We start from the raw sequence: 11,812 nt of genomic DNA, 5'->3' as shown, positions 1-11,812 counted from the left end.
GACTGTCCTATCGTGCGAAGGAATTAAATGCAGATGTAATATGCTTTGGGCATACCCATATCGCTGGCGCCGAACAGGTTTCAAGTCAGATTTTTATCAATCCGGGAAGCATCAGGCAGCCACGGAACAGAACAGAGAAAACGTATGCGATAATGGAATGGGAAAGTCCATCCTCTATTATTGTTAACTACTTTAATGTCAACGGTGAACGAGTACATGAGCTGACATATGAATTCGCATTATAAGCTATCAAATTATCTATCAGAAATATCGCTGGACCGTTTCTGATAGATAATTTATATAAAAATTTAATTTAGTGTTGACAATTAACTGTATTATGCCTATAATAATTCTTGTCCGCTAAAAACGGATGCAACATTTTTGGTTAAGTACATAATAGATTTTCGTGAGTAGGATAATTCTTTAAGCATAATAGATGCGGGCGTAGTTTAGTGACGAGCAAAGCCTCTGACGGATAGGCTTCGAGTTGCCCCGAAGCACAAGGCAACTGTGTATGAACTGGAAGATGTAGGGGCAGTGTTCGTAAGTTGGATTAGGTCTTTAAGCATAATAGATGCGGGTGTAGTTTAGTGGTAAAACCTCAGCCTTCCAAGCTGATGATGAGGGTTCGATTCCCTTCACCCGCTCCAAACATAATATGTCCCAGTAGCTCAGCTGGATAGAGCAACAGCCTTCTAAGCTGTGGGTCGCAGGTTCGAATCCTGCCTGGGACGTCTAACAGAAAGAAACCTAAGCATAGATATTAGGTTTCTTTTTTTCTTATACTTAGTTAGAATATGAATTGGGGTCATGTCGCTTATTTGGGGGAAGGATTGGGCAGTCAGGAATGTTTAATTTCTCCAAATTCGGGTATTTATACATATTAACGTGTTTTAAAAAATTGAATAGGAAAGGGGTGAATTTATGGAATCGAAGTCGGATAATGTCATTCTTTTTCCAAAGCTGAAGAAAACGCTTGAAGAAGAAAGCCTAAAGGCATTGCAAGAAAAAAGGTATGAAGAGGCACTCGTAAAACTGGATAAGCTGATAAGTTATCAGGAGGGCAGCCATGAGATTATGATTGGCAAGCTTATCTGCCTGATGGAGCTGGGAAGGCATGAAGAAGCCCAGGATCTGTGTGAGGAACTAATAAAACTTAAGGACGAGAATTATTATCATTATGTACATATATATCTTACCATCCTGTTTCAGACCAGCCAATATGGTTTACTGATGGAACAGGTTGAATATGAATTTGAACAAAATCAAGTTCCAGAAAAATTGTACGAACAGTTTAAACAGCTCTATGATATGAGCGAAAAAATGAAGCTTGACTTTGTGGTTGAAGAGACAGATTCAGTGATAGACGAACTGTTTGAAGCGGTTAATCAGGATAATCATATGGTGCAGTGGCGGATAGTTGACCAGCTCAGAAATATGAAAGCGCGACCTGTCAACCAGATTACATCCCTTTTGACTAATGAATTAGTCCACCCAGTCATCAAGACGGCAATACTAGCTTGGATGCGGGAACAGCGTATATCTGAGGAAGTTGAAATACATAAGCTAGGCTCAAGCATGACGGTTATACCGAGCAGCATCCCAGACATAAAGGAAAATGAAATATATGAGCAGATTCTGCTGGCGTTGCGTGATGTCGAACAGAAGAACCCAACATTATTCAAGCTGCTGGAACAGCTGCTGTATAGATATGTATATGTAACCTATCCACTTGCGCCTTCGGGTGAAGATGTTTCAGATATTGTAGAAGCAATCAAATATATAGGAAATCAATATTTGCAAATACATAGCTTTGAAGATAGGGAAGCAAGCAGCCGGACAAAACACTATATAAAAGAGATCAGAATGTGTGATTCCTTGTACTTAAGCATCATTGAAGAGTAAGCAGAAATAGCAGTAAATGCTTGAAACAGTTAGATATTATGTTATAATGAGATGGTTGCAAATTTGATTATATATCATTTACGCATGGAACGTTAAAAAATGAATCGAAACAATAGATTTTGGAGGGAACATTAATGACAGCAAAATGGGAAAAGCAAGAAGGAAACAAAGGTCAACTAACATTTGAAGTATCTTCTAAAGAATTTGATCAAGCCTTAGATCAGGCATTCAAAAAAGTATCGAAAGAAGTCCAAATCCCTGGATTCCGTAAGGGTAAAATTCCGCGTGGAATGTTCGAAAAACGTTTTGGTGTAGAATCTTTGTATCAAGATGCGGTAGACATCGTGCTTCCAGCAGCATATACGAAGGCTGTTGAAGAAACAGACATCTTCCCAATTGATCAGCCGGATGTTGATATTGAACAAATTGAAAAAGGCAAAGATTTGGTTTTCACTGCTATCGTTGAAGTGAAACCAGAAGTAACTCTTGGCGATTATAAAGGTCTTGAGGTTGAAGAAGAGTCTGTTGAAGTAACGGATGAAGATGTAGACCATGAAATCGGACACCTTCGCGAGCGTCATGCCGAGCTCGTTGTGAAAGAAGAAGGGAAAGTTGAAAATGGCGATACAGCTGTAATCGACTTTGAAGGATTCCTTGATGGGGAAGCTTTTGAAGGCGGAAAAGGCGAAAATCATTCCCTTGAAGTCGGCTCAGGACAATTCATCCCAGGATTTGAAGAGAAATTAATCGGTAAGGAAGCAGGCGAAGAAACAGAGATTGAAGTCACTTTCCCTGAAGACTATCATGCTGAGAACCTGGCAGGTAAAAAAGCAGTATTCAAAGTGAAGATTCATGAACTGAAATCAAAAGAACTTCCAGAACTTGACGATGAGTTCGCGAAGGACGTTGACGAAGAAGTAGAATCACTTGAAGACTTGAAGAAAAAGAAGAAAGAAGAGCTTGAAGCACAAAAGAAACAAAATGCTGAAAACCAAAAGCGTGAAGCTTTAATTCAGCAGGCTTCCGACAATGCCCAAGTAGACGTACCGGATGCAATGGTTGATACAGAGCTTAATCAAATGGTTCGTGAGTTTGAACAGCAACTGCAAATGCAGGGTATGACTTTAGAGATGTATTCTCAATTCTCTGGTCAGGACGAAAATGCATTGAAAGAACAAATGAGAGAAGATGCTGCTAAACGTGTTAAGACCAATCTTACACTGGAAGCAATTGTTGATGCTGAGAACCTGGAAGCATCTGAAGAAGATGTACAGGCAGAATTGGAAAAAATGGCTTCTATGTATGGTACTGAGGTTGAGCAGCTTGTACAAATGCTTGGCGGAAGCACAGAAACAATCAAAAATGATTTGAAAATGAGAGCTGCAATTGATTTCCTTGCTGAGAACAGCAAAGCGAAATAAGAGGAAGTACAATGAAATAGCTGGAACAAGGTGCGATTTTGTCGCACCTTGTTTTATATTTTCATTATATAACATGCAATTAATTATACTTATTATACATATAGTAATTAGTAAGAAGTTTTCCTTGAGAGCTAAGTGTTGACTTTTTTATTTATATATCCATAATGGAAACAACAATCAATTTTCTATTGCTGCCGACCAGGTTAAAGTATATTGTTTTGTTTTTTAAACAGTATCTGATATGATGACTATAAAAGTTGAATGCTGAGATTTTCAGCACGTTTAGGGGTGAGATGGAATGTTTAAGTTTAATGAAGAAAAAGGCCAACTGAAATGTTCGTTTTGTGGAAAGAGTCAAGAACAAGTAAGAAAGTTAGTCGCCGGTCCTGGCGTTTATATATGTGATGAATGTATTGAGCTCTGCACAGAAATTGTAGAAGAGGAACTTGGATCGGAAGAAGAAATGGAAATGAACGAAATTCCAAAGCCAAAGGAAATCTGCAATATACTCAATGATTATGTAATCGGTCAGGACAAAGCAAAGAAGAATCTTGCTGTAGCAGTCTATAACCATTACAAACGCATCAATGCGACGAAAAGCACAGACGATGTTGAAATCTCGAAAAGTAACATTGCGATGATCGGACCGACTGGTAGCGGTAAGACATTGCTTGCACAGACATTGGCACGTATTATTAATGTTCCATTTGCAATGGCAGACGCAACATCATTAACCGAAGCCGGTTATGTAGGGGAAGATGTGGAAAATATCCTTCTAAAACTAATCCAATCAGCTGACTATGATGTTGAAAAAGCCGAAAAGGGCATTATCTATATTGATGAAATCGATAAAGTGGCACGTAAGTCGGAAAACCCTTCCATTACGCGTGATGTATCTGGTGAAGGTGTACAGCAGGCATTGCTTAAAATTCTTGAAGGAACGGTTGCAAGTGTGCCGCCACAAGGCGGAAGAAAACATCCGCATCAGGAATTTATCCAAATCGATACAACAAATATCCTGTTCATCGTCGGTGGAGCTTTCGATGGCATAGATCAGGTGATCAAGCGCCGTCTTGGCAAGAAAGTAATTGGGTTTGGCTCTAATGAAAAGCAGGAAGATCTTGATATGGGCCAATTGCTTTCCAAAGTATTGCCTGAAGATCTATTGCGTTACGGCTTAATCCCTGAATTTATTGGACGTATTCCGGTTATCGGAAGTCTGACACCTCTTGATGAAGAAGCACTTATCCAAATCCTGACTGAGCCAAAAAATGCGCTTGTCAAACAATATCAGAAGCTATTCGAAATGGATAATGTGGAACTTGAGTTTGAAGATGAGGCACTATCTGAGATTGCCAAAAAAGCAATCGAACGTAAAACAGGTGCCCGTGGACTCCGCTCGATCATTGAGGGAATCATACTTGAAGTAATGTTTGATCTTCCATCGAGAGAAGATATCGAAAAATGCGTGATTACGAAAGAAACGGTCAGCGAGGAAGACGGTAGTCCTAAACTGATATTCCGTGATGGAACAGTAAAAGTAGGAAATGAAAAACTTCCAAAAGAAAGTGCGTAACAATAAGGTTCAGACTGACCAGGGCAACTTCTTCTTTTCAAGAACTGCCCTGGTCAGTCTTTTTTTCATGTTGAAAAGTCAACTGAAGCTTGCTCCTATCCATTATCTGTTCTTTGATAATAAATAAGGAGAATGGCAATACTAACGCAAATGGCAATACCGATATAAATAGATTTACAAATGGAAGTATATTCTTTAAACTTGAAAGATACATAATAATGATTATTGTATTGATATTACATAATTAAATGGAGGTACAAATAATGAGTAAAGAGACAATACAACTTCCCCTCCTACCCCTGCGTGGACTCCTTGTATTTCCATCGATGGTCCTTCATTTGGACGCAGGCAGAGATAAATCTATTGCTGCACTGGAAAAGGCGATGATGGATGACCAAACAATCTTTTTGACAGCACAGAAAAAAGTGAGTTTGGATGAACCGGAACCAAAGGATATATATAATATTGGAACAGTGGCAACAGTAAAGCAAATGCTAAAACTTCCAAATGGAACAATAAGAGTACTTGTTGAAGGTCTGCATCGTGCAGAAATTCAACGATATTTGGAATCCGATAAGGAAATTATGGTTGAGATAGTTAAATTGGACGATGTTAACGGTGAGAAAAATGAAGAGGAAGCGCTGATGCGCTCCTTGCTTGGACAATTTAAACAATATATAAAATTATCCAGGAAGGTTACCCAGGAAACATATGAAACCGTAGAAGATATTGATGAAGCGGGGAGACTTGCAGATATCATTTCTTCACACTTAACTCTCAAAGTGAAAGATAAACAGGAGATACTGGAATCGATAAATGTGCCAGAACGGATCAAACTGCTGATTAAGCTGATTTCCAACGAGAAAAAGGTTCTTGATCTGGAGAAGAAAATTGGGCAGCGTGTGAAAACTTCAATGGAGAAGACCCAAAAGGAATATTACTTGCGCGAACAATTAAAAGCGATTCAGAAAGAGCTCGGTGAGCGTGATGGGAAGACAAGTGAAGTTGACCAGCTGCGTGAAAAAATCGAACAATCCGACATGCCGGAAAATGTTATGGAGGTAGCACTTAAGGAGCTTGGAAGATATGAAAAGGTTCCGCAAACTTCCGCTGAAAGCTCGGTCATCCGCAACTATCTGGAATGGCTAATTGTTCTGCCATGGACAACAAAGACACAGGATACAATCAAGATTAATCGTGCAGAGAAAATCTTGAATGAAGATCATTATGGATTGGAAAAGGTAAAGGAACGCATCTTGGAATACCTTGCCGTACAAAAGCTGACCAATACCATTAAAGGTCCTATCCTTTGCCTTGTCGGACCACCGGGAGTCGGGAAAACATCGCTCGCCAAATCAATCGCAAATTCGATCGATAGAAATTTTGTGCGGATTTCACTTGGCGGTGTTCGTGATGAAGCGGAAATCAGGGGCCATCGGAGGACATATATCGGAGCTATGCCTGGAAGAATTGTTCAAGGTATGAAAAAAGCGGGGACCATCAATCCGGTCTTTTTACTCGATGAAATCGATAAAATGTCGAATGATTTCAGAGGTGATCCTTCTTCGGCTATGCTAGAGGTGCTGGATCCTGAACAAAACAGTACATTCAGTGATCATTTCATTGAAGAGACCTATGATTTGTCCAATGTCCTGTTCATTGCAACTGCCAATAATGTAAATAGCATTCCCGGACCACTATTGGATCGCATGGAGCTTATTTCTATTGCCGGTTATACCGAAGTGGAAAAACTCCATATTGCCAAGCAGCATCTATTGCCTAAGCAATTGAAAGAAAATGGTCTAAAAAAGGGAAACATGCAAATTAGAGAGGATGCTATTCTCAAGCTCATACGGACATACACAAGGGAAGCGGGCGTACGCGGATTAGAGAGACAATTGGCTAAACTGTGCCGTAAAGCAGCAAAGATAATCATTTCCAAGGAAAAAGATAAGGTAATTGTCACAGAAAAAAGTCTCGAACAGCTGCTTGGAAAGCAGTTATTCAGCTATGGTCTGATGGAGCAGGAGGATCAGATTGGTACAGCGACAGGACTAGCCTACACTTCAGCAGGCGGGGACATACTCTCCATAGAGGTTAGCCACTATCCCGGCAAAGGCAAGCTGACACTGACCGGACAGCTGGGGGATGTGATGCAGGAGTCTGCTCAAGCTGCATTCAGCTATGTGCGTTCAAGGACAGAGCAATTCAGCATCGAGCCTGATTTCCATGAAAAGTATGATATTCACATCCATGTTCCAGCGGGAGCGACTCCAAAGGATGGACCATCAGCTGGTATTACCATTGCCACTGCATTAGTGTCCTCGTTGACAGGGAGACCTATCAAAAAAGAAGTGGGAATGACCGGTGAAATTACCTTGCGTGGCCGAGTACTGCCGATAGGCGGTTTAAAAGAGAAGACATTGAGTGCCCATCGCGCTGGTCTTACAACATTGATCATACCTGAAGAAAATGAAAAAGATATAGAGAATATACCAGAAAGCGTGCGAAGTGAGTTGACATTTATTCCGGTGAAACATCTGGATCAGGTTCTGGAGCATGCATTAGTGGAGGGAAAAAATGAAAGTAACAAAGGCTGAAATCGTAATCAGTGCTGTAAGCAAGAAACAATATCCAGGTGATATGCTGCCTGAAATTGCACTTGCTGGCCGATCGAATGTAGGAAAGTCGTCATTCATCAACAAACTGATCAACCGTAAAAATCTTGCCCGTACATCGTCGAAGCCGGGGAAGACGCAAACATTAAATTTTTATAAAATCAATGATATATTTTACTTTGTTGATGTTCCTGGCTATGGCTACGCGAAGGTTTCCAAAAAAGAAAAGGAAAAATGGGGACCAATGATGGAGGAATATTTCCTGACAAGAGAGAACTTAAAGGCTGTTCTGCTCATTACGGATCTTCGTCATGAACCAACAAAGGATGACCTGCGAATGTATGATTTTTTGAAGTATAATGGAGTGCAGGTAATCATAATTGGTACAAAGCTGGATAAGATCCCCAAAACGAAGAGGGCACAGCATATTAAGCGAACAAAGCAAACGTTCCAAATGGATTCAGATGATATCCTGATTCCTTTTTCCTCAGAAACTGGTGAAGGAAAGGAAGAATCGTGGTCTGTGATTACGAAATTAATAAATAATTGATAAAGGCATCCTGTCTGCTATTGGTGGACAGGGTGCTTTTTAATGCCTGCCAAAAAAATAATTCCAAAAATTCCAGTAATTGAGAGTATTTATTAGTTAATGGGGGTATATGTAACCAAGAGGGAGGTAATGTCTGTTGGTATAGTTAAATGTACATATAATAAACAATATACGAATATGGAGCACTCGATAACTTAAACCTGCATTGTTATACTTAAATATGTGGCAAATTATTCCTGACAGGGCTTTAAAACGATGACAGAAGCTATATGTCAGTATGGGAGCATGATCAAATTACATAGAGGGGTTGTATACGGGATGAAAAAACTGAAAATTTTACTATTTTCTACATTATTATTAGCTGTCTTGGCCGCTTGCGGGAGCGATAATTCTTCCGAAGGGGCTTCGGATGCAGAAGGAGCGGCAAATGAATTTAGTCTGACTGAAGACGGGAAACTTACCTTTGCATCTTCAGGAGAATTCAAGCCTTTCAGTTATATGGAGGGCAGTGATATGGTCGGCTTCGATGTTGCTGTCGGCGAAGCGATTGCTGAAAAGCTTGGTCTTGAACCAAATCCGCAGCGTGCGAAGTTCTCAGGCATTGTAACAGGTGTAACAGAGGGGCGGTATGATATTGCGGTAGCAAGCCATACAATTACTGAAGAGCGACTTGAGCAGGTAGACTTTTCTGATCCCTATTACTATTCAGGTCCGGTAGTCTACACAAGACCGGATAGTGATATTGAAACAGAAGCGGATCTGCAAGGAAAAGAAATTTCTGTTGCCAGAGGTACAACCTATTTGGACAATGCTAAAGAATATACCGATAATATTCCGCAGGTCGATAGTGATGTAGTAGCGCTTCAATCTCTTGCAAGCGGACATCATGATGCGGTTATCACAGATGATGTCACCGGATTGACAGCTATTGATGCTGGCCTGGAGATTGAAGGTAAATTCCAGCTTGGTATTGCAGAACAGGCCGTTGCAGTAAATAAGGACAACGATGCATTATTGGATGCCGTCAATGAAGCCTTGCAGGAAATGAAAGATAGTGGAGAACTCGCTGAATTATCGAATGAGTGGATTGGCGGAGATATCACAGCAGAACCAGAGCAAACAGAAGAGTAAGGGATAGCCAAGTTTGTTACTTCCGCCTGTTGGATTAATGCGGACTGAGATTTAACATAAGCGTTTTGCAAATGTGCGCATATCGAATGCGCACATTTGCATCTTAGAGGAGCTGAAAAAGTTGGAAAACCTTTTGCATTTTATCGAAGTATTTACAGGCAGCTTTAATGTATTCATGGAGGGCCTGTGGATTACCTTGAAATTATCTGTCGTATCATTATTAATTGCTATTGTGATTGGATTGTTTTTTGCACTGCTTAAAATATCCAATATAAAGATTCTGGAATGGATCGCTGATATTTACATATGGATTGTTCGCGGAACCCCATTAATTGTACAAATATTCATCCTCTACTATGGATTGACCGACATCTTTCTGGTTCCAATGTTCTGGGCCGGCGCCATCGGACTGGCTTTCCATAGTGGCGCATATATTGCGGAAATTATCCGCGGAGCCATTCAATCTATCGATAATGGGCAGCGGGAAGCAGGTCTATCTTTAGGGATGAATAAGGGCCTTACAATGAAAAGAATTATATTGCCACAGGCATTCAGAAGGGCGGTTCCATCGCTTGGCAACCAATTTATCATCGGTATAAAAGATTCTTCACTTGTCTCTTTCATTGGGATGCAGGATCTGTTTGGAGTGGCAAGTACGATGGGGTCAAATAGCTTCGACTATCTACCCTATTATGTAACTGTTGCAGTATATTATCTTCTGATTGTTCTCTTACTAACATTTATAGTGAACCTGACAGAGAAGAGGCTTGCGGTAAGTGATTAATGAATGCAGGGCGAAACAGCTTAATGAAAAATAAAATAAAGGCAGACTTCTCAAAAATTGTTGTTTTTATATAAAATATATAAACTGCAATGTAACTTGATGATGAGCTTATCTCCACTCCGGAAATACACTTCGCTTTCCGCGGGCTCGCGCTAAGCCTCCTCGCTCGCAAAGTTCGCTCTCTGTGGGGTCTTAGCGTCTTCGCTTTCCCGCTGGAGTCTCCATGTATTTCCTCCGCTATGATTTGTTTTTCTGAATCGATTTACTGATATTCAATTACTAAGCTGATTGATTGGAGCGCAGGGCAGTCGACTCCTGCGGGAAAAGCAACAGCTGAAGATCCCGCAGGAAGTGGGTTTCTTCCGAGGAAGCTGAGATCGCCCGCCGCGGAAAGTGACTGCCCGGAGTGGAAATCGGCCGTTGCTGTTACGTCACAGTTTCTATCAAATACGAAGTGCAGAGACAACAATAGCTTATGAAAAGAGCCTGAAGAAAAGACAAATACCAGAAGCCTTGATGAAGAATAGGAGGATTATCGTGCAGGAAATGATTCGTGTGGAGAAATTGAATAAATCATTCGGAAAATTACATGTATTGAAGGATATCGATTTAACTGTCAACGAAAGCGACGTTGTCGTATTGATTGGTGCAAGCGGGTCTGGCAAAAGCACCTTGCTGCGCTGCCTTAATTTCCTTGAAATAAAGAACAGCGGGAAAATTATGATCGAAGGGAATCAGGTAGAACCGAAAACGCATGATCTAAATAAAGTCCGTCAGAAAGTCGGCATGGTTTTCCAGCATTTCAACCTATTTCCGCATAAAACGGTCATGGGAAATGTTATTGAAGCACCAATACAGGTAAAAGGTATTAAGAAAAGCCAAGCGATAAAAGAAGCAAAAGTGCTGCTCGATAAAGTTGGTCTTGGTGATAAGCATGATGTATATCCATCTAAATTATCCGGCGGGCAAAAGCAACGGGTTGCGATTGCCCGTGCTCTGGCAATGAAACCAGAAGTCATGCTATTTGATGAGCCTACCTCTGCACTTGATCCTGAACTTGTAAATGAAGTGCTTTTCACGATGAAGGGACTTGCTGAAGAAGGGATGACAATGGTTATCGTTACTCATGAAATGGGATTTGCCCGAGAAGTTGGCGACAAGGTCGTCTATATGAATGACGGGAAAATTGTTGAAGCGGGAGAACCGGAAGCCATATTCAATCATCCAAAAGAACAGCGTACACAGGATTTTCTTCGTTCCATATTGTAATAAAACAACCAGGATTTCTATCCTGGTTGTTTTAATGCCGATATCATTTCTTCCTTAACAGATAAATACCGATAATCACGAGTACTACTGGCCAAAACCTCTCAAGCAGATTGATAATATCGTATATCCAATCAAAATATCCTGGAAGATTGATAGAAAAGATCAGCAGTACGGCGAGTAAAACCAAGAGTATCCCAGGCAGTATTCCTTTTTTCGTCTTTGTGTGCCTGACAATAAATGCAAGGCCGATAATCAGCACATACACACCCCAGTGATCGATCCAGAAGGTGTAATGCTGTACACCATGCAAATGGATTCCTAAGCCTAGTACAATGGTGCCTGCAAACAGGTTCTGATAATGTTTTGCCGTGTAACTGTGTATCAACAGTGCCAGTCCGATTATGATTAGTAAGGTTTGCCAAGAATAGAAATCTGTCAGAATTGGTACCTTCAGCTCTCTCAATAAAAAATAAATACCTATGCCTATCAATATATAAGCAAGTAATGAATTTTGCTTTTTCACTCTCTAATAACCCCTTCGAATATGAGTCGATTGCT

The 11,812-nt window shown here is 40.6% G+C and carries 10 protein-coding genes and 2 tRNA genes; 11 read left to right on the top strand and 1 reads right to left on the bottom strand.

Annotation, left to right across the window (positions count from 1 at the left end):
- From OMHG_RS11815 to OMHG_RS11765, 11 genes are all read left to right on the top strand, one after another.
- A partial coding sequence (locus OMHG_RS11815; protein ID WP_044476928.1) for a YfcE family phosphodiesterase occupies positions 1 to 245 on the top strand: 245 nt, incomplete at its 5' end.
- 331 nt (positions 246 to 576) lie between these two features.
- Positions 577 to 650 (top strand) — tRNA-Gly (locus tag OMHG_RS11810).
- Positions 651 to 660: 10 nt separating this feature from the next.
- A tRNA-Arg gene (locus tag OMHG_RS11805) sits at positions 661 to 734 on the top strand.
- Between the two features lie 190 nt (positions 735 to 924).
- Positions 925 to 1,905 carry a tetratricopeptide repeat protein gene (locus OMHG_RS11800; protein WP_010651070.1) on the top strand — a complete coding sequence of 327 codons (981 nt, stop codon included), beginning with the start codon at positions 925 to 927 and terminating at the stop codon, positions 1,903 to 1,905.
- 134 nt (positions 1,906 to 2,039) lie between these two features.
- A complete protein-coding gene (gene tig, locus OMHG_RS11795) occupies positions 2,040 to 3,326 on the top strand; it encodes a trigger factor (protein ID WP_010651069.1) in 1,287 nt (428 codons plus the stop codon).
- Between the two features lie 298 nt (positions 3,327 to 3,624).
- Positions 3,625 to 4,902, top strand: coding sequence for an ATP-dependent protease ATP-binding subunit ClpX (gene clpX, locus OMHG_RS11790; RefSeq protein ID WP_010651068.1), 1,278 nt, complete (start codon positions 3,625 to 3,627; stop codon positions 4,900 to 4,902).
- A 263-nt stretch (positions 4,903 to 5,165) separates the two neighbouring features.
- Complete coding sequence (gene lon / locus OMHG_RS11785) at positions 5,166 to 7,502, top strand: endopeptidase La (protein WP_010651067.1); 2,337 nt, start codon at positions 5,166 to 5,168, stop codon at positions 7,500 to 7,502.
- On the top strand, positions 7,483 to 8,070 hold the full coding sequence (gene yihA / locus OMHG_RS11780) for a ribosome biogenesis GTP-binding protein YihA/YsxC (protein ID WP_010651066.1): 588 nt from the start codon (positions 7,483 to 7,485) through the stop codon (positions 8,068 to 8,070). The genes lon and yihA overlap by 20 nt, the downstream gene beginning before the upstream one ends.
- A gap of 318 nt (positions 8,071 to 8,388) precedes the next feature.
- Positions 8,389 to 9,201, top strand: a complete 813-nt coding sequence (locus OMHG_RS11775) for a transporter substrate-binding domain-containing protein (RefSeq protein ID WP_010651065.1) — start codon at positions 8,389 to 8,391, stop codon at positions 9,199 to 9,201.
- 175 nt (positions 9,202 to 9,376) lie between these two features.
- Positions 9,377 to 9,985, top strand: a complete 609-nt coding sequence (locus tag OMHG_RS11770; RefSeq protein ID WP_147629078.1) for an amino acid ABC transporter permease — start codon at positions 9,377 to 9,379, stop codon at positions 9,983 to 9,985.
- A 516-nt stretch (positions 9,986 to 10,501) separates the two neighbouring features.
- Positions 10,502 to 11,254 (top strand): amino acid ABC transporter ATP-binding protein, encoded by a 753-nt coding sequence (locus OMHG_RS11765; protein ID WP_044476969.1) that lies wholly within the window; start codon positions 10,502 to 10,504, stop codon positions 11,252 to 11,254.
- A gap of 43 nt (positions 11,255 to 11,297) precedes the next feature.
- Here OMHG_RS11765 and OMHG_RS11760 read toward each other — a convergent pair whose 3' ends face one another.
- A complete protein-coding gene (locus tag OMHG_RS11760; protein WP_010651062.1) occupies positions 11,298 to 11,777 on the bottom strand; it encodes a LiaI-LiaF-like domain-containing protein in 480 nt (159 codons plus the stop codon).
- Between the last annotated feature and the right edge of the window lie 35 nt (positions 11,778 to 11,812).

It is taken from the genome of Oceanobacillus massiliensis str. N'diop, assembly GCF_000285495.1.
Taxonomy (GTDB): Bacteria; Bacillota; Bacilli; order Bacillales; family Amphibacillaceae; genus Oceanobacillus; species Oceanobacillus massiliensis.
Note: the sequence above shows the minus strand (reverse complement) of the source record. Positions and strands in the feature narration are given on the sequence as shown.

Bases quoted from the DNA above. Each gene is read 5' to 3' on its own strand.
- lon (WP_010651067.1), top strand. From the start codon at position 5,166: ATGAGTAAAGAGACAATACAACTTCCCCTCCTACCCCTGCGTGGACTC.
- OMHG_RS11765 (WP_044476969.1), top strand. From the start codon at position 10,502: ATGAAGAATAGGAGGATTATCGTGCAGGAAATGATTCGTGTGGAGAAA.
- OMHG_RS11800 (WP_010651070.1), top strand. From the start codon at position 925: ATGGAATCGAAGTCGGATAATGTCATTCTTTTTCCAAAGCTGAAGAAA.
- clpX (WP_010651068.1), top strand. From the start codon at position 3,625: ATGTTTAAGTTTAATGAAGAAAAAGGCCAACTGAAATGTTCGTTTTGT.
- OMHG_RS11770 (WP_147629078.1), top strand. From the start codon at position 9,377: ATGGAGGGCCTGTGGATTACCTTGAAATTATCTGTCGTATCATTATTA.
- tig (WP_010651069.1), top strand. From the start codon at position 2,040: ATGACAGCAAAATGGGAAAAGCAAGAAGGAAACAAAGGTCAACTAACA.
- OMHG_RS11775 (WP_010651065.1), top strand. From the start codon at position 8,389: ATGAAAAAACTGAAAATTTTACTATTTTCTACATTATTATTAGCTGTC.
- yihA (WP_010651066.1), top strand. From the start codon at position 7,483: ATGAAAGTAACAAAGGCTGAAATCGTAATCAGTGCTGTAAGCAAGAAA.